Here is a 22,293-nt window from a genome sequence, read left to right as displayed (position 1 = left end):
TGAGAGGTTTCGAGCAAGGGCCTAAACCGGTTGACGATGGCAGGCAGCAGCGACTGCAAAGCCATATGAAGCTGCCTCGTTTGGCAAGGCCGCATCATCCGCACTCGTCACCCCGGACTTGATCCGGGGTCCAGGCGATCAAGTCCTTGATCGCACGAGACTCTCTACTCACGGCGCAGACGCCGTGGCTGGATGCCGGATCAAGTCCGGCATGACGGAGGAGAGGGCCTGCACCTTTAATAGTCAAAGGCCGCAGGTTGAAACCTGCAGCCTCGTATTTGCTGTAGCGACCGCGCGTTACACCGCCCGCGCCCGCTTCACCTCCACCTGCGTCCACTCCGGCAACCAGTCGCGGTGCGCGACGAGGAGATCGTCCACCAGCGACCAGATCTGGTCGAGGTCGAGTTCCGCCGCCGTATGCGGGTCCATCATCGCCGCGTGGAAGATATGCTCGCGGTTTTCGGTCATCAGCGCCCGCACCGTCAGTTCCTGCACATTGATGTTGGTGCGCATCAGGGCGGTGAGCTGCGGCGGCAACTCGCCGATATAGGTAGGCTGCACGCCGTTATGATCGACAAGGCACGGCACTTCCGCCGCACAATTGGCCGGCAGCGAGGTGATGCAGCCATTGTTGCGCTGGTTGCCGTAAATCACCGAAGATTCGCCGGTCCAGACCGAGTTGATGATTGAAGAGGCATATTCCTTTGATTGCTTGACCTCGATCTTCTCGGCCGAACGATAGGCTGCGGCCTGCCCCTTCCAGCGCTCGATCTGCTCGATGCAGCGCTTGGGATATTCATCGAGCGGGATGCCAAACTTCTCAATCAAATCCTCGCGCCCTTCCTTGATGAAATAGGGCGTATATTCGGCGAAATGCTCGGAACTTTCGGTGACGAAATAACCGAGCCGCGTCAGCATCTCGTAACGCACCTTGTTGGGGCAACGCGGGTTCCAGCCGGGCTTCGGTGCCCGGCCTTCACGGTAGGCGCGCACGAGGTCGGGATAAAGGTTCTTGTAGCTGCCATCGGCCTGACGGTGCTCGAATTCGAGGAAAAACGCCATGTGGTTGATGCCCGCAGAACGGTAGCGGATTTCCTCATAGGGAATATCGAGATCGTGGGCGAGTTCCATGGCCGTGCCCTGCACGGAATGGCAAAGGCCAACCTGCCGGATCGTCGGATATTTCTCCGCAATCGCCCAGGTGTTGATTGCCATGGGGTTCACATATTGGAGCATGATGGCGTTGGGGCAGACGGCCAGCATGTCCTCGCAGATCTTCCACAGATGCGGCACGGTGCGCAGGCCGCGCATGATGCCGCCGACGCCGAGCGTATCGGCGATGGTCTGGCGCAGGCCATATTTGCGCGGCACCTCGAAATCGGTGACCGTGCAGGGCTCATAACCGCCGATCTGGAAGGCGACGACAACGAAATCGGCACCGGCAAGTGCCTTCTTCTGGTCCGTATAGGTCTCTGCCTTCGCCTTTGCGCCAAGCGTCGAAATCAGCTTGTTGACGACGATGGCGCTTTCTTCCAGCCTTTCACGGTTGATGTCCATCAGCGCAATGGTGGCGCCCGAAAGGGCCGGACGCTGCAGCACGTCGCCGATGATGTTCTTCATGAACACGGTGGAACCTGCGCCGATAAATGTGATCTTGGGATCTCTTGCCATTTCTACCTCCGGCATTTGGCATTCAAGCGATTTCGAAGGCGGCCCGGACGAGCCGCTGGGTATATTCGGTTTTCGGATTGGTCAGCACGTCCTCGACGGGCCCCTGCTCGACGATCCTGCCGCGCTGCATGACGATGACGCGGTGGCAGAGCGCGCGGACCACTTTCAGGTCGTGCGAGATGAACAGGTAGCTCAGGCCCCGCTCATCCTGCAGCTTGCGGAGCAGGTCGATGATCTGCGCCTGCACGGAAAGATCGAGCGCCGAGGTCGGCTCATCGAGCAGGATGAATTCCGGCTCCAGCGCCACGGCGCGGGCAATGGCGATGCGCTGGCGCTGGCCGCCGGAAAATTCATGCGGGAAACGCGAGAGGATATTGCCGGGCATGCCCGCCGCCTCCAGCGCGTCGCGCACCCGGTCCAGCCTTTCGGCCCTGGTCCGGCCAAGGCCGTTGATGACAAGCCCTTCCTCGATGATCTGGCCGATGGTCATGCGTGGATTGAGCGAGGCGAAGGGATCCTGAAAGACGATCTGCATGCGCGAACGCAAAGGCCGCATTTGCGCGCGGGAGCGGCCATCGACCCTCTCCCCGTCAAAGATCACCTCCCCGGCCACCGGCTCGTTCAGCCGCAGCAGAGATTGGCCGAATGTCGTCTTGCCGGAACCGGATTCACCAACGAGCCCAAGCGTCTCGTGACGATTGAGGGTGAGGCCCAGACTGTCGACGGCGATCAGCTCCTTCAGCTCCGGTTTGAACAGGCCGCCGTAACGCATCATGAAAGAGACCCGCACGCCATTCGCCGTCAGCAGCACGCCGGAATTTTCCGGCAGCGGTTTCGCCGTGCCATGTGGTTCGGAAGCAAGCAGCTTTTTCGTATAGGGGTGCTGCGGCGCTGCAAACAGCTTTTCCGTGGTGTTGTGCTCGCGCATCTCGCCATGCTGCATGACATAGACGTAATCGGAAAACTGCTTCACGATCGTCAGGTCATGGGTGATGAGAACCACGGCCATGCCGCGCTTCTTCTGAAGGTCGCGGATGAGGTTGAGGATCTGCGCCTGTACCGTCACATCGAGCGCGGTGGTTGGCTCATCGGCAATCAGCACATCCGGATCGTTGGAAAGCGCCATGGCGATCATCACACGCTGCCGCTGGCCGCCGGACAGCTGATGCGGATATTGCTTCAGCCGCGCTTCCGGCTCCGGTATCTGCACCTGCCGCAGAAGATCAAGCGCCCTCGCCTCGGCCTCTTTCCGGCTCAGTTTCGAATGAACGCGGATCGCCTCGACGATCTGGCTGCCGATCGTATAGATCGGGTTCAGCGAACTCATCGGTTCCTGAAAGATCATCGAGATGCGGTTGCCGCGCAGCGCCCGCCGCTGGCGGCTGGAAAACTTCAGAATGTCGTCGCCGTTGAAACGCACGGTCGCAGATTTCGAAACGGACGCCCGCTTCGTCAAAAGCCCCATGATGGTGCGGGCCGTGACGGATTTTCCCGAACCGGATTCGCCAACGATGGCAATCGTCTCGCCCCGGTAAAGCTGGAAGGAGATGTCCTTCACCGCTTCCACCGTGCCGTGCTCCACCTTGAAGGTCACGGCAATGTTGCGCGCATCGATGATGGCGTCGTCGTTTCGGTCATCGGCATCGAAGCGGATGGCGGGCGCGTAAGTGTTATTTTGTGCAGCAGCAACCATATTACGCTCCTCTCAATAGGGATCGACGGCATCGCGCAGGCCATCGCCCAGCGCGTTGAAGGCGAAGACTGTGACCAGCACGAAACCGACCGGTGCGAGAATCCAGGGATAGGAACCGATGACGGAATAGGTCGCGGTATCCTGCAGCATCAGCCCCCAGGAGATGAGCGGCGGCTTGACCGCAAAGCCGAGGAAACCGAGGAAGGATTCGAGCAGCACGACGCTCGGAATATGCAGCGTCACGGCGACGATCACGTGGCTCATCACATTCGGCAAAATGTGCTGGAAGATGATGCGCCGGTCGGTCGCCCCGACGGCAATCGCCGCCCGCACATAATCGATACGCGCCAGCGCCAGCGTCTTGCCCCGCACCTCCCGCGACATCTGCGCCCAGCCGAGCGCCGACATGACGCCGACCACGAAGACAAGGAAAACGGTGGTCGGTGCGGTGACGGGAATGAGCGAGGTCAGCGCGAGATAGAGCGGCAATTGCGGGAAGGCCAGTACTACCTCCACGAAACGCTGCACCCAGGCATCCAGCGGCCCGCCGAAATATCCTGATATCAACCCGACGCTGGTGCCGATGACGGTGACGATGGCGACGACGCTCAAGGCAATGGCAAGCGAGATGCGCGAGCCATAGATGGCGCGCGACAGCACGTCGCGTCCGAACTTGTCAGTGCCGAGAAAATGCACCGGCTGGCCGTCCGTCGAGCCGAAGAAATGCCGGCTCATCGGGATGAGACCCAAAAGCCTGTATTCCGCACCTTTGACGAAAAAGCCGAGATAGACGGGATTGTCATAGTCGGGCCCGACGATGGGCTGGAAGGTGATCGGATCGAGTTCTTCGGTCTCGGCGATGGCGTAGACCCGAGGCGCGAGACTGATATTTCCATCCTTGTCGGTGAAACGAACCACCTGCGGCGGCGAGAAGCTGCCATGGGTTTCGAGCGGATTCATCGGCGCGAAGAAATCCGCGAAGATGGCAATGAGGATCAGCACGACCACCAGCACCAGTCCGATCATGCCGGTGAATGAGCGCCTCAGACGACGCCAGACAAGTGCGAGATAGCTCTCATTGCCATGGGCGGAGCGGTCGGGTTTTGCGGGGGCGGCGGTTTCGGTCTTCATCTCGTCAAACGCCATCATCTCAGGCCCTCCCGAATTCGCGGACGCGCGGGTCGAGCATGGCAAGCAGCATGTCGGCGATGATGTTGCCGACGACCAGGGTCGCAGCCAGCACCATCATGAAGGTTGCGGTGACATAGACATCGCCCACCGCCATGGAGCCGACAATGGCCGGGCCGACGGTCGGCAGCGCGAAGATGATCGCGGTTTCGATCTCGCCGCTCAGCATGTAGGGCAACACGACGCCCTGATACATGACGAGCGGGTGCACGGCGTTCGGAACGGCATGGCGCATGATGACCGCGCCCTCCGAAAGCCCCTTGGCGCGGGCCGTCTCGACATATTGCGCATTCAGCGTATCGAGCAGATTGCCGCGCATCACCCGCATATTATAGGCCAGCCCACCGAAGACGGCGATGGCGACCACCGGCCAGACGTGGCTGACAAGATCGACGAATTTGCCCCACGACCACGGCGCGCCGCCATATTGCGGCGAGAAGAAACTGCCGATCTCAGACACGTCGAAATGAAACACCATGAGATAGACGAGGATCAGCGCCATCAGGAAACGCGGGATCGTCATGCCGAGGAAGGCGATGGTCGACAGAAGATTGTCGACCCAGGAATATTGCCGTGTAGCCGCCCAAATGCCGAAGGCGATGCCGAGAACGGATGCAAAGATGTGGCAGACCAGCGCCAGCGCAATGGTGCGCGGCAGGCGTTCGCCAACCACATCGGCGACCGGCTTGTTGTAATAGAAGCTGTAACCGAAATCGCCACGGGTGACGATGCCGCCGATCCAGTTGAAATATTGAATGACGAGCGGCTTATCGAGGCCGTGTTCGACACGATAGGCCTGCGCCTGCGCTTCCGCCTGTTCGAAAGACGCGCCGCCCTGGTTCATCAGCTGCGAGCGGATGTAATCGGCATAATCGCCGGGCGGTGCCTGAATGATGGCGAAGGTTACCACGCTCAGGATCAACAGCACCGGAATGGCGGATGCTACACGTATCGTCAGAAATCTCAGCATCGAACGGTCTTCCTCGGTTTGGATTGGCCGTGTGTCTCCGGCCGCGCTTCACGCGCGACCGGTACCGGGTGTTCTCCGGGAGGAGTACTTCAAGATATTCGCATTTCCGGACGGGAAACCGGGGTCCAGTTTTACCGGAAATGCTTTAGTTGATCGGCCCGCCCTCACCCGGCTTGCCGGGAAGCTGCTGCGGGAAGAGTTCGTATTTGCCCTGCTTATCCGCTGCGACCCAAAGGCGTTCGCGAATGATGGAATCTTCGGCCCAGTTGAACATGAAGATCGGCGTGCCCTGCGGCACATTCGAGAACCGCTTGTTGACGATGAGCGCGCCGGGATATTCGGTGAGACCAATCGTATAGAGGTTCTGCGTGTAGACCTTCTGATATTGCTTCATCAGTTCCGCCCGCTCGGCATTGTCCTGCGAGGAGATGAACTTGCGAACGATGTCGGCCATCTCCTTCTCGAACGGCATCAGATCGAGTTCCTTGCCTTCGGGCGAGCGATGGTTCCAGCTGGTGCGCGGGCCGACAGGGGCAAGCTGCTCGGTATTCTGCACCACGGACGAAAGCTCGGTGGAATTGCGCCGCACCAGCCAGTCGAACTGCCCGCCATAATGGGCGGCATCACGCTGGTTGGAATCGAGGCTGTTGATGACGACGCGCAGGCCGAGTTTCGCCATCTGGCCGACGAGACCTTCCGCGAGGCTCTTGTCCGTCGCGTAACCGTTATTGACCAGAAGGGTAATTTCGACATTGCGACCGCCAAGTGTTTCCTTCGGGAAATTCAGGAAACCATCGCCATCCGTGTCCTTCAGGCCAATCGAGGCGAGTGCGGCCTTGGCGGCCTCGAGATTGAAGGGGTAATAGACCGTGGAGGCGCGGTCATAGAAGCTGGTGCCAGACGAAATGCCGCCCGGATAGATCGCCGTGAAAGGCCCCTTCACCAGCGAGTCGCCGACTGCCTTGCGGTCGATGGCCGACGTCACGGCCTGGCGGAACACCTCGTTTCGGTTCAGCTCGCGAATGGCCTGCCCGCGCTCATCCGGATTGCCCCAGCCATTGGCGGAAAAATTCATCTGCAGATTATAGCCGATGAGGCGCGGCCCGAAGGCAAGGCGCGCCGGCGCATTGGGGTCGGCGGCGCGTTTCAGCGAGGCGACAAAATTTTCCGGCTGTTCGAGGTTGGAGAAATCGCCCGATCCCGCCACGGCCTGCACATCGCGGTCGGCCCAGGTGGAAAGCTTATAGTGGACCTCGTTGAGATAAGGCAGTTGCTGGCCCTTCTCATCGACCTTCCAGTAATAGGGATTGCGTCGCAGCACGATGATGTCATCGGGACGATAAGCGACCGGCACCCATGCCCCCATGACCGGCATGTTCATATATTCCGGCGGGAAAGCGTTCTTGAACTGGTTATAGGTATTCTTGGAATATTTCGGATGCTGCGGTTTCAGGATATGCGACGGCCCGGGGCAGAAGCTCGGATAGGCCATGGTGTAGAGATATTGCTTGGGAAAGGCGCTCTTGAAGGTCCACTCCACGGTATAATCATCAACCTTCGTGAGCGTCGTTCCCTCACCGAAGGCCTCGGGCGATGCGCCGCCGCCAAGCGGTGAAACATTGGGATCGACGACCGCATCTTCCCAGTAGAACATCACGTCATCGGCGTTGAAGGGCTCGCCATCCGACCATTTGGCGCCCTTGACGAGATGCATCGTCAGCTTGTGGCCATCCTCGGACCATTCCCAGCTTTTGGCCAGATTGGGCAGCGGTTCGGTATCCTTGGCATCCACCTGGAAGAGTGGTGCCGTGCGCGTCAGGCATTCGGAAAGGGCGATATCGATGCCGCCCCAGCCTTGGCTCTGGCCGGCAATATAGTTCCAGCCCTCGGGCCTGCCGCCGACCACATGGCGCATCGTATCGCCGTAAACGCCCATACCATCGGGCATATTGCCGGTCTTGTAGACCAGCGGTTCTTCCGGCAGGCGCTCTTTCAAGGGCGGCAGCTTGCCGGTCTTTTCGAATTTCTCGCTGACCCAGTCAGGCTCGCTGTAATCAGGCAGCGCCTTGAATTCGAGGATCGAGTCGCGCGCCACGTAATTGATCTTGCCTTCGGCCGGAAATTGCGGCGGCTCCGGCGGCGTGGTGGTCTCGAAGGCATTCGCATTGAGTGCGATCATCGAAACACCGAGACCCAGTGCCGAGATGATACCGATCCTGCGTTGAAGTAACATCGTCATTCCTCCCAAATGGCAGCTCTTCGACCGCCCACCCTCTGTGATCGTTCTGGCCGTGGCGGCGAACTCCCTTTCGCCGCCCGGCCTGTTCCCATGCCTTTTCCTTCAAACAGCCTTTTTCAGCGCCGACTTTTCGGCCCGCAGTTCTTCGATGGAGCGCACATTGCGGCGGGCGGCACCGGCCCAGTCGCGGGTCTTGACGCTGGATTTCGCAAGCCGTTCCTTCGCCGCCGGTACTGCATGGGCATATTGCGGCAGCCAGCGCGCCTGCGCGACGACCATCTCATCCACCATCTGCCAGACCTCCTCCGGCGTGGCGACGGCGCCGACCAGCGGATCATGCAGCACGGCTAGCTTCAGCAGATCGATATCGCCGCTCACCGCCGCATGCACGGACATGCGCTGCACATTGATGGACGCCATGCAGGTGGCCGCACAGGCTTCCGGCAGGGTCACGCCCGAGACCATGTTGATGCCGAAACGGTCGACGAAACCGGGGGATTCGATGATGGCGTCGGCTGGCAGATTGGTGATGACGCCATTGTTCTTAACGTTGAAATGACCGCGATAGACACGCCCTGTCTCCAGCGCTTCCAGAATGTGGCTCGCATGTTCATTGGAGCGCTTGGCCGGATCGATCGGCTTTGCGGCCGAGGCGAGGAACTGCGGAAACTCGGTTTCGAACCAGTTGCGCGTTTCGGTGGAGTGGCGGAGATAACCGCCGGTTTCGCCGTGAATCCAGTCGGACATGTCGATCCAGCGGGCGATTTCTTCCGGCCGCTTGCGATACCACGGCAGATATTCGGAGAGATGGCCGTTGCTTTCCGTCGAATAGACACCGAACCGCTTCAGCACGTCGATGCGCAACTTCTCCTGCTGCGAGAAGACCGGATGCGCCTCGAAGGCGGCGACCAGCTCTTCTTTGCCAATCTTGCGACCGTTGAGCCTCAGATCGATGAACCATGTCTGGTGGTTGATGCCGGAGCAGATGTAATCCAGCTCAGACAGGCTTTTCGCACCGAGAATTTCGGCGATCTGTTCCGCGCCGTGCTGCACGCCGTGGCAGAGGCCGACCGTATCCACCTTGCCATATTCGATGGCCGCCCAAGTGTTCATGGCCATGGGGTTGGCATAGTTCAGGAATTTCGCGCCCGGCGCGGCGACTTCGCGAATATCCTTGCAGAAATCCAGAATGACGGGAATGTTGCGCTGGCCATAGAGGATGCCGCCAGCGCAGATCGTATCGCCCACGCATTGGTCGATGCCGTATTTCAGCGGAATACGGATATCGTCTGCATAAGCCTCAAGGCCGCCGACCCGCACGCAGCTGATGATGTATTTCGCGCCCTCGAGCGCCCGCCTGCGGTCGGTATCGGCCGTCACCTTGACGGGGAAACCATTGGCCTCGACGATCTTTTCGAGGATCGCCCTGATCATATCGAGATTGTGCTGGCTGATATCCGTCAGCGCGACTTCAATATCGCGAAACTCCGGCACGCCCAGGAGATCGGTGAACAGTTTTTTCGTGAAACCGACGCTGCCTGCGCCAATAATAGCGATTTTGAAACTCATAACGCCACCTCTGTTGCAAATCGAACGGGTGAAACGGGCCAAAGGATCGTAAATATGGCACCACAGAAAAATACCCGTAAGAATCCCGGAAAACCGGCCTTACTCCCAATTTTTCAGCAGCAATATCCCGCTGGCTGTCTCCTCGGATCGGGATTATGCGTATAATAAGGGACAGGACCAGAGAAGGATTATGCTTTCATGGGTAATTTTGTGCTGCGTGATTTGATCGATCAGGGACCCGGCATGCGGACCGTCTCGCTGCCGCGCGGACGCCAGACCCTGCACACCATGCCCACCAGCAGCGGCTATGAAATCCGCCGCGGCGGCAACTATGATTGGGACGGGCGGCGGCGCGGCCAGACGCCGTTCACCGTGCTGCAATATTGCATCGGCGGACAGGGCAATCTGCGCTACGAAAACCGGCATTATGTGGTGAAGCCGGGTGAAACCCTGCTGCTGCTCATCCCCCACAATCATCGCTATTGGCTCGAAGACGGCAAGGAATGGGAGTTCTTCTGGATTTCCATGAATGGCGAGGAGGCCTTGCGCATCCACCGCAACATCCTTTCCGTCACCGGTCCGATCCTGAAGCTCCAGCCGGAAACCGTGGATCATCTCGCTTATTGCTGCTCGCGCCTCGTCAACGGCGCGGAAACCCCGGGCGCGGCCTCGGCCGTCGCCTATGAGGCGGCGATGACGCTTTATGACGATGTCTTCGGCTCGCATCCCTCCTTCGGCGGTGAATATCGCACCCTGCAGCAGGTGCTGAGCTACATCGACAGCCATCTCGGCGAGCGGCTTTCCGTCAGCGACCTTGCGGCCGTGGCCGGCCTCAGCCGCGCGCATTTTTCCCGCATCTTCACGGCAAGCGAAGGCCTGCCGCCGGCGGAATTCGTGCTGCAGCGGCGATTGCGGCGGGCAGCCAAGCTGCTGACCACCGCAGCCAACATTCCCATCAAGGAAGTGTCGGTGCTGTGCGGTTTCGAGGACCCGAACTATTTCTCAAAGGTCTTCCGCAGGCTTTATGGCACCAATCCGAGCGAATTCCGCACCACCGGCATGTATGCGAGCGTTCGGCAGGGCGGATCCTGAAAAACAACTTGGTTTTGCCACGTTTCAGGAGATTAGGATGGATGACATTCCGCGCTTTTTTGGAGATCGACCGAGGTGAAAGACAGAATCCGGATGATGCTCATCTTTCCGATTCGGGCCCTCATCATTTTCGCCCTGATTCTCGATGGCATTTTCCGCCCGCTCTACCGGCCTGTCATCAGGGCCATCTCCGGCCTGACAGTCATCAAACGGCTGGAAAGCAGGATCGGGCAGTTGCCGCGTCTGGCCATTCTTCTCGCCCTTGCGGTGCCCTTCGCCATTGCCGAACCCATGAAGGTCATCGGACTAATTCTTATTGCCCATGGCACCGTCAAAACGGGGGTGGTTCTGACGATCTTCGCCCATCTCGCCACCTTCCTGATCGTTGAACGGATTTATCACGCCGGTCGGGAAAAGCTTCTCACCTATGTCTGGCTCGCCTGGATCATGCGATATGTGCGTTTCGCACGTTCAATTTACGATCGCTTCAAGCTTGCGGCATTGAACTGGGTCAGGCTGCGGGTGCTCGCACAGCAAAGGTGAAGAGGCATCCGTCACGATTTGCCACGCAACCTCTTCAGGAAAAACTCCGCAAGGACGGTTGACTGCAGCGACACGAGAATGATGGCGATACCCAGCACCACACGGACTTCGGGCACCTCATCGAACAGGAAATAGCCGACAGCCGTCACGAACAGGATCGACAGGTAGCCGACCGGCGCCAGGACACTGGCATCGGCAATGCGATAGGCCCGCAGGAAGCAATATTGACCGAGCTGCGCCAGCAACCCGATGGCCAGCAGCGGAGCCCAGTCGAACGTCGCAACCGGCTTCCAGGTCCAGATTGCGGGAAAGGCGGTGATGACGGCCAGTCCAACGGTATAGAACACCATCATGACAGTGGTATTCTCCTGCCGCAGCGCCCGTGTCTGGATTACCGCCAGCGCCCCGAACACCACCGAGACGAGGACCACGAGCACGCCGGCATTGAAAGCCGCGCCGCCCGGCCCGATAACGACGAGAACGCCGACAAATGCAAGGCAGGCCCCGGCCCAGCGATATCGGCTCACCCGCTCACCAAGAAAGGCAACGGCCATGGCCATCGTCACCAGGGGGCGCGAAAAACCGATGGCATTGACGGTTGCAAGCGGCAGCAGGGTGATGGCGATGAAGTTGCTGGTGAGAGCAATGGCGTTGCAGCAGATGCGGAAAAGGTTGCGCCAGGGATATTTGACGCGCACCATTTCCATCCTGTGCCGCCAGATAAGCGGCAGGATGAAGATCAGGCCGATCATCGCCCGGATGAAGACAAGCTGGAAGGCCGGATAGGTAACGCCCTGTGCCTTGACGAGTGCGGTCATCCCCCCTGACACGAGGGCCATATCCATAAGCAGCCAGCCTATGCCCGCGCGGGGATCGTTCTCGCGCGGGTTCTCCTGTTTTTCACTCTGGTCGTTGCCATTCACGCGGGTTGCACGAGGTTTGCCATGAGGCGGAACGCCCCCGGCACCAGCTTGTCCATCTGGTGGTGAAGGACGAGGCTGGTATGGGTGTGCCGGCCCTTGCCGATGACACCCGAGACGAGAGCGCCCTTGAGCGGCTGTTCATCGACATCATGCATGGCGAGCAATGGCTCGTAGATATCATCCCAGCGCGATGCGAAATAAAGCCCGCGTTCCTTGTCCCAACCGGCCCAGTCGGCGGCATCGATCACGTTGGGGCCGACAAGCAGTGGATGATCGGGCGCCAGAACCGTCACCTCCGCCCTCGGGTCGGTTACCCGCCAGCGCAGGGACGGTTTGCCGATTTCAAGCCGCCTGACCGGTGTCGTTTCCGGGTTCCACCCGTCGGTCGGCCGGTGGTAAAGCGTCACAAGATGACCGCCCTCTTCGACGAAACGGTGAAGTTTCTCCGTTGCCGCGGCCAGATCCCTGCGGATGCCGAAGGCGAAGATGCCGACAACGATTGTCGTGAAGGACGACAGGTCGCGGCCAAGCGCCTCGGCATCCAGTTCGGTGACATCGAGACCCATGCGTGAAAGCCATGAGCCGACCCGGTCGGCACCGCCACCGACATAACCGACACGCGCATTTTGCGGCAGCTTGAGATCCAGCGACAGGATCTTCAGGGCGGAAGGCGCCAGAAACCGTGCCCGGCCAATATGCGGATAGGCGATGGGCGTGATCTGGAAAGCCGGTTGCGAACCGGAAAATGGTTCGATCTGTGCAAGCCCCGCCGCGCCCGCGCCCGTGCGTTCCGCAATCCAGCCGCTTTCAGATCTGCGTACGTTCCAGCCGCCAGCGCCCTGGAAAGTGATAGGGCTATCTGCACCTTTTACATGGGCCTGCAACATCAGGCTATTTTGGTCCTGTCCGAGCGGAACGAGAAATGCATCCGGCGAAAGCGTGAGAGATTGGGCGGGAGTGACGAAAAACGGCTCCTCGAGATCGAAGGGCGCCGAAACCTCTCTGCCATCCACCCTGGCGGTCACGCGCACAGATGCATGGCCATTGCCGCCGGCCGCCTTCCAGTCTGGCTGGTAAAGGCCGGAAACAGCCGCATCGGGAGCGGCAGCGAGCGAGAATACCGTCGTCTGGCCAAGCGATTGAACCGATGAGGAAACGCCTGCGGGAAGAATGGGCTTGACCTCAACGCCGAATTTGGCCGCCCGGTCTGTCAGCTCCACATGAAGCGACGATGCGCCGCCCGCCACGATTTCGGTGGGTTCCGCATAGGCGCGCTCGAAAAGATCGAGCGCCGTCAGGATGGCAGCATCGACCTGCGCACGTTTGCGCGCGATCCGGTGGCCATGCAATTCCTGAAACTCCCGGGCTGCGGCCTCGTCTACCTTTTGCAAAAGGGTAGCGGCCCTCAGAAGGGACGCCGTGATCCGTTGCGTTTCGGGAAAAGCTGCGATTGCGTCAGTGATCGCCTGTTCGGCCTCGATCAGCGCCTTTGTCAGTTCGTCCTCGAGACCCGGAAAAGCCGCAAGATCGGTAAGCGAAGACGGCAGCCTGTCGAGGATCGAGCTTTCCGCGCCACCCGCAACGCTGGACAGTTCGAGATGCAGCGGCCAGACTTCCTGCGCCCGCTTCGGCCAGTGCCCCATTCCCTGTGATGCGTGATAATAACGCGACCATTCGCCGATACGGTCATATTGCGCACCGGTGGCCGCTTCGTTGCCCGCCGCGTTGATCGTCAGCGTCGTCTCGGGTGGAGGCACCTCGTCATCATAGGTGTCGCCGCCGCCGGACCATGCGGGAAGGTAGAATTTGGCCACCTTCCACGGTTTCAGCCCCTCGGAGAAATGTTCGGGATAAGCGGCTTGATCGGCAGCCATCGCGATTGCGCTTCTTGCCGCGCGCGTCATGGCACGGTGATGCCCGTGCTGTCCCGGCACATCGAGAAATGTCGGGATGACGATATCCGGCCGCTCCTTGCGATAGGCGCGCACCAGCCGCTCCACGATGCGCTGCTGCCCCCAGCGGCCGAAAGTCTGGTCGCCATCCTTGGAAAAACCGAAGTCGTGGATGATATCCGCCGGGCCATGGCCGAGCCAGCTTACATCCGCATCGATGACGCGGGCGGCCTCCTCCAGCTCGCGCGAACGGATGACGCCGAGGGCGCCCAGCCGTTCCGGCCCCAATGCGTTCTGCCCGCCTTCTCCGCGCGTCGAGCAGGCGATGATGATCCGCATGCCCAGTTCCATGCGGAAATAGGCAAGAAGTCCGTTCTGCTCGTCGTCCGGATGCGCGCCGGTATGCATGAGGGTGACCGTGGATTTCAGCGCGCTCAGCTTGCGGTGCAGGCGAACGAGCCATGGGTCGGCCATCTGCCGTTCGATACGTTCCCGGGGGTTAAGCATGCGCGGTCTCCTCCAATATTCAGCCCGGCGCCTGCGCTGCGGCACCCGGGGACGTCTCCAGTTTCGGTGTAACGATGTCGAACAGCGGCAAGGCTGCAGCGCCGAGCGCCGCCGTCAATTGTCCGGACTTGCCGTGCATGACGCGCGGCAACTCCCTTTGCCGCCGGCTTGCGACCGAGGTGGGCAGATTCCCCATCCGCGCAATGATCTCGCTGATGATGACCTCGGGCAGCGCACCGCCGAGAATGACCGTCTGCGGATCGAGAATATTCTCGAGCATCGCAACCATCGGCGCGAGATGTATGGCGGCCTCGTCGATCCACTCCAGCACCACGGGATTACCCGCATTGAACAGGGCTTCGAGATCGTCGAGTTCCGTATCCGCGACACCGTCGCAGACGAGTTTTTCCTTGAGCACGTAAACGGAAGCATAGGCCTCCAGGCAACCTCTTTGCCCGCAGGAGGGACAGGGCCTTCCCTTAGGCGAGACGGTGACGTGACCGATTTCGCCGGCATTGCCGAATGCGCCGCGATAGGGCGAGCCCTCCTGCATGATGCCGAGGCCGATACCGACGCCGAAATAGATCATGCAGAAATTCGGGATCGCCAGCCCCGCGCCGAACAGGCGTTCGCCGACGGCAGCGGCCGTCGCGTCGTTTTCCACGACCACCGGCTGGCCGCAGGCATCGCTCAGCATCTGCCGGGCGTCAATGCCGCCCCAGCCTGAAAGGGTCGTCGGGCCAACGGACGTCATGCCATCGATCTCGAACGGGCCGGGCATGACCACGCCGGTGCCGAGCAGCCTGCAACCGAGATTTTTCGCAACCGCGGCATGTTCGGCCGCGAAGGTCTTGAATATGGCTTCCGGCGTGGTGTCCCTGAGGGGCGTGATACGCTGGGTGCGCAACATGCCGGCAAGGTCGAGGCCGACGGTGACCATATGGTCGGCAGCGATTTCCACGCCAATCGTTGCACCCCCGTCCGGATTGACGGCGAACTGGATCGGCGGCTGCCCCCTGCCGCTGCGGCGGCGGCCAAGCTCCTTCAGCAACGCCTCGCCCACAAGCTCATCGACGATATTGGCCACCGCCTGCGGCGTCAGATGCGTGATCTTGGCGATCTGGGCACGGCCGAGCGACCCGTGCCGCCGGACGATGTCGAGGACGACTCGCCGATTATGCTCGCGGCTCCGCTCAGGATTTTTTCCGATTGCTACGGGATAATCGTCCACCGTGTGCACCGTCATCTCTTCAACTTCCCGTCCGTTAGAAAATTCATAGCGTCGAAATGACAATAAGCGCAATATAATAATTCAAGTAAATTATCTTATTGACAAATGCCCGCCTTCAGAGAACCGTAGAGAGCGACCGGGGGTCAGGTTTGCATGTGACGGAATTGATGAAATCCCGCTTCCGGCAAATCGATGAGCGCGCGCGAAAGCGCGGATAAAGGGAACGATCGCTCCGCATCCGGAAGACCGGACGGAGGAAATGGAGGCTTACATGCGCAGGGCAACTTTGTTCGCCGGCTTGGTTGCCGGTTTCAGTACATTTGCATTCAACGCCGCGCAGGCGGTTGAAATTGAATATTGGCAATATGTCTTCGACACACGCGTCAAGGCCATGGATGAGCTGATCGCGGAGTTTCAGAAGGCCAATCCCGACATCACCGTCAAGCAGGTGACCTTCCCTTACGCCGACTATCAGACGCGCGTCATTGCCGCCAACATGTCCGGCAAGGGCCCTGATGTCATGCAGCTGTTTTACGGCTGGCTGGACAAATTTGCAGCCGGCGGCATCCTGCAACCCCTGCCGACCGATGCTTTCCCGCATGACAAGATCGAGAGCGATTTCTTCCCGATCGTCAGCGCCATGAAACGTGGCGACGATTATTACGGCCTGCCGACGGCGGTGCGTTCGCTCGCCCTTTTCTACAACAAGAAGCTCTTCACGGAGGCCGGCCTTGACGCCGCCAATCCGCCGAAGACGCTGGACGAATTTGTTGCTGCGGCCGAAAAGATCGCCAAGCACGATGCTGCCGGAAACCTCACGGTTGCCGGCTCCACGCTTGATATGGGCGGCCAGGACCACCAATGGTGGCGCGAGGTTCTCATCCGCCAGTATGGCGGCGAGCCCTATACCGACAATGACCAGAAAGTCGCCTATGACAGCGAAGCGGGCGTTCAGGCTCTGAAATTCTATACGAGCCTGCAGCTTGAAAAGAAGATCGGCCAGGTGGGCTTCATGGATGAAGGCCAGGCCGCCTTCCGCGCCGGCAAGGCGGGCATGACCATTGACGGCACGTTCCGTCTGGGATCCTTCAGGACGATCAAGGATTTCGAGTGGGGCGTGACCGAGCTTCCCACCAATGACAAGAATATCCGCTCCAACTATGCCAGCTATTTCGCAAACGGCATCAGCGCCAAGACGAGCGGCGAAGAACTGGAAGCCTCCAAGAAATTCCTCGCTTACATCTCTTCACCGGAAGCCATGGCGATCTGGCTGAAGACCGTCGGCGAGTTGCCGGCGCGGCGGGCGGCGGCACTGACCGAAGAGAACCTGAAGGATCCGGTCTACGCGCCGTTCCTGAAGGGCCTCGAATATGCCCATACGACCCTGTTCAAGGACGAAGCCGCCCAGCGGCAGAATGCCATCGACATGACGAACCGGATCCTGCTCGAGGGCCAGTCCGTCGAGGATTCCGTCAAGCAGGCTGCCGGCGCCGAGCAGGAAATCATCGACGCGGCGAAACCTTAAAACCGCAGGTCCAGACATGACAGCGATCGATCAACAGGGGGCGGCATCCGGCCGCCCCGGCGGCTCCATTGGAGATCGCCTTTCCATGCGCACAAAACGGCTTTTGTGGATCTGGAGCTTTCTGGCGATCCCGATCCTGTTTTACAGCGTCATCCGCTTTTACCCGACGCTTCAGGCCTTCTGGCTGTCCTTCACCAACTGGGACCTGCTGCGACCGGCAAAATTCATCGGCATCGCCAACTACGCCAAGCTGTTCAAGGACCCGCAGTTCTGGAAGGTCTTCAGGAACACCTTCACCTATCTGGTCATCGGTACGCCGATCAGCCTCGTTCTGGCTTTCGTCATCGCCTTTTATCTTGACCGGGTACGCATCCTGCACGGCTTCATCCGCGCGCTCTATTTCCTGCCCTATCTGACCACGGCAGCGGCCATGGCCTGGGTATGGCGCTGGTTTTATCAGCCGCCGCCGATCGGCATCATCAACGATGTCTTCGGCCTCCTCGGCATTCCGCAGCAGCCTTTCATACGCTCCACCGATCAGGCGCTCTATTCGATCATGGTGACGGCCATCTGGGCAGGTCTCGGTTTCCAGATCATCATCTTCATGGCCGGCCTGCGCGCCATTCCGACGACCTTCTACGAGGCCGCCCGCATCGACGGGCTCGGTGAATGGGCAATCCTCAGAAAGATTACACTTCCGCTTCTGAAACCCACCACCGTTTTCCTCGTCGTGTTTTCCTCGATCGGCTTCCTGCGCATTTTTGACCAGGTCTACAACATGACCACCAATGATCCGGGCGGACCGCTCGGCTCAACGAAACCACTGGTGCTGATGATCTACCAGACCGCGTTCAACTCCTATGCCATGGGTTATGCGGCAGCGCAGACGGTCGTCCTTTTCACCATTCTTCTCGTCGTATCGCTGATCCAGCTCTGGGTCCTGAGGGAAAAGAAATGAGCGAAGCGCCGCCACTCTCCCACGCCCGCATCCGCCCCGGCCGCATCATCGCCTGGACCATATTGTTTATCGGCGGCCTCATCATGGTCTCGCCGCTGCTCTTCATGTTCTCGACATCGTTCAAGACGGCGGACCAGGTCTATGATCTCAGGCTCATTCCCGCCGCACCCACGATCGCGAACTACATCACTGTCATGGCCGACGGCCGTTTCCTGCGCTGGTTCTTCAACTCGATGCTGGTTGCGGTCATCGTCACCGTTTCCAACTGCTTCTTCGACAGTCTGGTCGGTTATACCCTGGCGAAATTCAAGTTCCGTGGCCGATACTTCATCTTCCTTGCGATCCTGTCCACGCTGATGATACCGACCGAAATGCTGGTCATTCCCTGGTATCTGATGTCCAGCCAGCTGGGCTGGCTCGACAGCTACTGGGGCATCATGTTCCCGGGTATGATGACGGCCTTCGGCACCTTCCTGATGAAGCAGTTCTTCGAAACGGTTCCGAACGACTTCATCGAGGCTGCACGCGTCGACGGGCTCAACGAATTCCAGATCTGGTGGAAAGTCGCCCTGCCACTGGTGACGCCGGCGCTCTCCGCACTCGCGATATTCACCTTCCTCGGCAACTGGACGGCATTTTTCTGGCCGCTGATCGTCACGACAAGCAAGGAGCTTTACACGCTGCCGGTCGGCCTCTCGAGCTTTGCCGTGGAACAGCAGATCCAGTGGGAAATGATCATGACGGGCGCAGCCATTGCGACCATCCCTACCCTCATCGTCTTCATCGTCCTGCAACGCTACATCGTTCGCGGTGTGATGCTGGCGGGTCTGAAAGGATAATATCATGGCCGATATGAACCCGCGCCAGTCGGATACCAGCAAGTTTCCCGATCCGGTTTACAAGGAAACCGTGCTGCGCCCGCTTTTCGACGGCGCCAAGAACCACCATGTGGATGGTTTCCGCCGCATCGACCGCGCCCATCTGGTCATGCTTCGGGAAACCGGCATTCTCGATGCGGATACCGCGGCGAAGATCGCCGGCGCGCTCGAAGACATCGACAGAACCATCGAACCATCGGAGCTGGTCTATACCGGCGAGGTCGAGGATTTCTTCTTCCTGATCGAAAAGGAACTGAAAGCCCGTATCGGCGTCGATGTCGCCGGCCGCCTGCACACGGCCCGTTCGCGCAACGATATCGACCACACGCTGTTCAAGATCGGCCTCAAGGACAAGATCGATACGCTCACCGCCAAGGCGCGTGTTCTGCTGAAAGCCCTGATCGATGCCGCCGAGCGTAATCAATCCACGCTGATCGTAGCCTACACGCATGGGCAGCCAGCACAGCCCACCACCTTCGGCCATTACCTCTCTGCCGCCATCGAGGTGTTGATCCGGGATATTGACCGCTTCGCGGAGGCCCGCCGCATCGTCGATCTGTCGCCGATGGGCGCTGCCGCCATCACCACCTCGGGCTTTCCCATCGACCGGGCACGTGTTGCCGACTTGCTGGGTTTTGCCGCACCCTTACGCAATTCCTATTCCTGCATCGCCGCCGTCGATTATACGACGGCAACCTATGGCGCGATCGAGCTGATGTTCCTGCATCTCGGCCGGCTCATTCAGGACTTCCAGTTCTGGACGAGCTTCGAAGTCGGGCAGATCTACGTGCCGAATTCGCTGGTGCAGATTTCCTCCATCATGCCGCAGAAGCGCAACCCGGTGCCGATCGAACATCTGCGCCACCTCGCCAGCCAGACATTCGGCCGGGCGCGGACCGTACTTGACGTGATGCACAACACGCCCTTCACCGACATGAATGACAGCGAGGGTGAAACCCAGGGCATGGGTTACGAGGCTTTCACATCCGCCGGCCGCGTTCTCGATCTCCTCGCCAGCCTCGTTGGCCAGATCAGCATCGATCCTGAGCGGGTTGACCAGAATATTCGCCGTTCCTGCATCACCATCACGGAACTGGCGGATTCGCTCGTCCGCATCGAGGACCTGTCTTTCCGTCAGGCCCATGAAATTGCCGCAACCGTCGCCAGAAGCGTCGTCGCGCTGAAGGGCGATCTGCCGAATGACGGTTACCAGCCGTTCCTCAAGGCCTTCCATGAGCTGACAGGGCGCGACACCGGCATTGACGAGGAAAAATTCAGGCAGATCGTCTCGCCGGAACATTTCGTCGCGGTTCGCAGCCGCTTTGGCGGCCCTGCCCCCGAGCCGATGCGGGAGGCCATTGCAGCCTATCGAGGCAAGCTGGGTGAGTTGGCAGCGGAAGCGCAGCGATCCGCCGAGCACGAAGCGGCGAAGGCCACCGAACTGACAGAGAAATTTACCGCCCTGACGGGAGCGCGATAATGGCGACAATCGAACTCAATCAACTCGTGAAGCGCTACGGCAAGGTCGAGGCGGTCAAAGGCATAGATCTTGCCATTAAAGACGGCGAGTTCGTCGTTTTCGTCGGCCCTTCCGGCTGCGGCAAATCCACCACGCTGCGCATGATCGCCGGGCTGGAAGAGATTTCCGATGGCACACTGAAGATCGCCGGTAACGTCGTCAATGAGAAAGAACCGAAACAGCGCAACATCGCCATGGTCTTCCAGAACTATGCGATTTACCCGCATATGACGGTTCGCCAGAACATCGGCTTCGGGCTTTATACATCGAAGCTCGATCGCGCGGAAAAGAACCGGCGCATCGAAGAGGCCGGCCGGGTGCTGGGACTGGAAGCCCTGCTCGATCGCCGTCCCGCGGCCCTGTCGGGCGGCCAGCGGCAGCGCGTCGCCATCGGCCGCGCCATGGTGCGCGATCCCGCCGCCTTCCTTTTCGATGAGCCGCTCTCCAACCTCGATGCGCAGTTGAGATCGCAGATGCGCATTGAAATCAAGCGCTTGCACCAACGTCTTAAGACGACCACCGTCTACGTCACCCATGATCAGGTGGAGGCCATGACCATGGCGGACCGGATCGTGGTGATGAAGGATGGTCATATCCTCCAGGTCGGCACGCCGACGGAACTTTACGAGACACCGGTGGATATTTTCACCGCGCGATTCATCGGCAGCCCCTCGATGAACCTGCTGCGCGGCACCAAAAAAACCAGCAGCGTTACGCCCTCCGCCACGGGTGAGCTTTTGATCGGCGTCCGGCCACATGATCTGCTGGTCGGGGAAAACGGTGCTGCACAGGGAACGTTTACGCTTGAGGGAACGGTAACGGCAGTCGAGCCGCTCGGGCCGGAGACGCTTGTTCATCTGGATACCGACACCACCTCGGTGATTGCGACGGCCAGAGGCAAATCCATTCCCGCTGTCGGCAGCCGATTGCAATGCCAGGCGGAAGCAGGCGCGCTTTATCTTTTCGATGCGAAAACGGAAAAGCTTCTGGGTCGCGCATGATGACAACAGAAAAAACAGCCGTCATCAGCATCGGCCGGATCTATTGCGACCTTATTTTCACCGGGCTTGACGAATTGCCCGTTCTCGGCCGGGAACTCTTTGCCCGCGACATGGAAATTGCCGCCGGCGGCGGGGCCTTCATTGCCGCCGCACATTTCGCCCATATAGGCCGCCCCGCGGCGCTGCTTGCAAGGCTCGGCACCGATACGTTTTCGCGCGATATCGGTGAGAAAATGGCGCAGAGCGGCATCGACCTGCAGTTTCTGGAACATGCGGCAGATGCCGGACCGCAAGTCACGGTGGCGACAGTGGTTGGTCAGGACCGGGCATTTTTGACGCGCCGCGCCGGTGCCGCCCGGCCGTCAACGCTGGATGCTGCCTTTGCATGGAACAAGGCGAGGCATCTGCACATCGCCGAATTCGCGACTCTGCACGAGATTCCCGATCTGGTCTCACACGCCAAGGCGAGCGGGTTGTCAGTATCGCTCGATCCAAGCTGGGATGCTTCGTTGATCTACGACAAGGGCCTGCTCAGGGCCTGTGCCGGCATCGACGTGTTTTTGCCCAATCTCGAAGAGGCCGAAGCGATCACTGGTCATTCTGACCCGGAAACCGCGATCCGCGCCCTCGCAGAGGCGTTTCCCGTCGTGGCCTTGAAAGGCGGCGCGCAGGGCGCGTGGGTTTCCTCTCGGATGGGGCTGCAGCATGTGGCGGCCCAGAAAGTCCCGGTTATCGATACGACCGGCGCCGGCGATGCCTTTAATGCCGGTTTTCTGGATGCATGGCTTCAGGGGCAGGACGAACAGCGATGCCTCAAAGCCGGAGTGGCTGCGGGCAGCCTTGCCGTGCAGGCGGCAGGCGGTGCACCGAGGGTGACCGCCGCCGCTTGAGGCA

17 protein-coding genes are annotated in these 22,293 nt (G+C 60.0%); 8 read left to right on the top strand and 9 right to left on the bottom strand.

Annotated elements, in window-relative coordinates; genetic code table 11:
* Positions 1-297 precede the first annotated feature (297 nt).
* The 6 genes from AGR13A_RS24090 to AGR13A_RS24065 all read right to left on the bottom strand — a co-directional run bounded on the left by AGR13A_RS24090 (position 298) and on the right by AGR13A_RS24065 (position 9,330).
* Complete coding sequence (locus AGR13A_RS24090; protein ID WP_080840097.1) at positions 298-1,671, bottom strand: alpha-glucosidase/alpha-galactosidase; 1,374 nt, start codon at positions 1,669-1,671, stop codon at positions 298-300.
* Positions 1,672-1,693: 22 nt separating this feature from the next.
* Positions 1,694-3,364 (bottom strand): ABC transporter ATP-binding protein, encoded by a 1,671-nt coding sequence (locus AGR13A_RS24085; RefSeq protein WP_080840095.1) that lies wholly within the window; start codon positions 3,362-3,364, stop codon positions 1,694-1,696.
* Positions 3,365-3,376: 12 nt separating this feature from the next.
* On the bottom strand, positions 3,377-4,513 hold the full coding sequence (locus AGR13A_RS24080) for an ABC transporter permease (RefSeq protein ID WP_080840093.1): 1,137 nt from the start codon (positions 4,511-4,513) through the stop codon (positions 3,377-3,379).
* A 1-nt stretch (position 4,514) separates the two neighbouring features.
* Positions 4,515-5,522 carry an ABC transporter permease gene (locus AGR13A_RS24075; protein ID WP_080840091.1) on the bottom strand — a complete coding sequence of 336 codons (1,008 nt, stop codon included), beginning with the start codon at positions 5,520-5,522 and terminating at the stop codon, positions 4,515-4,517.
* Positions 5,523-5,667: 145 nt separating this feature from the next.
* Positions 5,668-7,755 carry an ABC transporter substrate-binding protein gene (locus AGR13A_RS24070; RefSeq protein WP_080840089.1) on the bottom strand — a complete coding sequence of 696 codons (2,088 nt, stop codon included), beginning with the start codon at positions 7,753-7,755 and terminating at the stop codon, positions 5,668-5,670.
* 108 nt (positions 7,756-7,863) lie between these two features.
* Positions 7,864-9,330: an alpha-glucosidase/alpha-galactosidase gene (locus tag AGR13A_RS24065; RefSeq protein WP_080840087.1), complete on the bottom strand. Its 1,467-nt coding sequence runs from the start codon at positions 9,328-9,330 to the stop codon at positions 7,864-7,866.
* Positions 9,331-9,528: 198 nt separating this feature from the next.
* On the opposite strand from AGR13A_RS24065, the gene AGR13A_RS24060 reads away from it, so the two are divergent.
* Both AGR13A_RS24060 and AGR13A_RS24055 read left to right on the top strand, forming a co-directional pair.
* Positions 9,529-10,422 (top strand): AraC family transcriptional regulator, encoded by an 894-nt coding sequence (locus AGR13A_RS24060; protein WP_080840084.1) that lies wholly within the window; start codon positions 9,529-9,531, stop codon positions 10,420-10,422.
* Between the two features lie 93 nt (positions 10,423-10,515).
* The gene (locus AGR13A_RS24055) at positions 10,516-10,965 is read left to right on the top strand and encodes a hypothetical protein (protein ID WP_035224888.1); all 450 of its coding nucleotides are present in this window, start codon (positions 10,516-10,518) and stop codon (positions 10,963-10,965) included.
* A gap of 11 nt (positions 10,966-10,976) precedes the next feature.
* Here AGR13A_RS24055 and AGR13A_RS24050 read toward each other — a convergent pair whose 3' ends face one another.
* The 3 genes from AGR13A_RS24050 to AGR13A_RS24040 are packed head-to-tail and all read right to left on the bottom strand — an operon-like array spanning position 10,977 to position 15,533.
* Entirely contained in the window at positions 10,977-11,888 is a 912-nt protein-coding gene (locus AGR13A_RS24050; RefSeq protein ID WP_080840082.1) for a DMT family transporter, read from the bottom strand.
* Entirely contained in the window at positions 11,885-14,287 is a 2,403-nt protein-coding gene (locus AGR13A_RS24045) for a PIG-L family deacetylase (protein WP_080840079.1), read from the bottom strand. The genes AGR13A_RS24050 and AGR13A_RS24045 overlap by 4 nt, the downstream gene beginning before the upstream one ends.
* A gap of 19 nt (positions 14,288-14,306) precedes the next feature.
* Complete coding sequence (locus tag AGR13A_RS24040; RefSeq protein WP_080840077.1) at positions 14,307-15,533, bottom strand: ROK family transcriptional regulator; 1,227 nt, start codon at positions 15,531-15,533, stop codon at positions 14,307-14,309.
* 244 nt (positions 15,534-15,777) lie between these two features.
* On the opposite strand from AGR13A_RS24040, the gene AGR13A_RS24035 reads away from it, so the two are divergent.
* The 6 genes from AGR13A_RS24035 to AGR13A_RS24010 are packed head-to-tail and all read left to right on the top strand — an operon-like array spanning position 15,778 to position 22,289.
* Positions 15,778-17,043 carry an extracellular solute-binding protein gene (locus tag AGR13A_RS24035; protein ID WP_035224878.1) on the top strand — a complete coding sequence of 422 codons (1,266 nt, stop codon included), beginning with the start codon at positions 15,778-15,780 and terminating at the stop codon, positions 17,041-17,043.
* A gap of 16 nt (positions 17,044-17,059) precedes the next feature.
* The gene (locus tag AGR13A_RS24030; RefSeq protein ID WP_080840075.1) at positions 17,060-18,001 is read left to right on the top strand and encodes a carbohydrate ABC transporter permease; all 942 of its coding nucleotides are present in this window, start codon (positions 17,060-17,062) and stop codon (positions 17,999-18,001) included.
* Complete coding sequence (locus AGR13A_RS24025) at positions 17,998-18,840, top strand: carbohydrate ABC transporter permease (RefSeq protein ID WP_080840073.1); 843 nt, start codon at positions 17,998-18,000, stop codon at positions 18,838-18,840. Before AGR13A_RS24030 ends, AGR13A_RS24025 begins: the two co-directional genes overlap by 4 nt.
* A gap of 4 nt (positions 18,841-18,844) precedes the next feature.
* Entirely contained in the window at positions 18,845-20,359 is a 1,515-nt protein-coding gene (gene argH, locus AGR13A_RS24020) for an argininosuccinate lyase (protein ID WP_080840071.1), read from the top strand.
* The gene (locus AGR13A_RS24015; protein ID WP_080840069.1) at positions 20,359-21,399 is read left to right on the top strand and encodes an ABC transporter ATP-binding protein; all 1,041 of its coding nucleotides are present in this window, start codon (positions 20,359-20,361) and stop codon (positions 21,397-21,399) included. Before argH ends, AGR13A_RS24015 begins: the two co-directional genes overlap by 1 nt.
* On the top strand, positions 21,396-22,289 hold the full coding sequence (locus AGR13A_RS24010; protein WP_080840067.1) for a carbohydrate kinase family protein: 894 nt from the start codon (positions 21,396-21,398) through the stop codon (positions 22,287-22,289). Before AGR13A_RS24015 ends, AGR13A_RS24010 begins: the two co-directional genes overlap by 4 nt.
* Positions 22,290-22,293 lie beyond the last annotated feature (4 nt).

Source organism: Agrobacterium genomosp. 13 str. CFBP 6927 (assembly GCA_900012615.1).
In the GTDB taxonomy this organism is placed as follows: Bacteria; Pseudomonadota; Alphaproteobacteria; order Rhizobiales; family Rhizobiaceae; genus Agrobacterium.
Note: the sequence above shows the minus strand (reverse complement) of the source record. Positions and strands in the feature narration are given on the sequence as shown.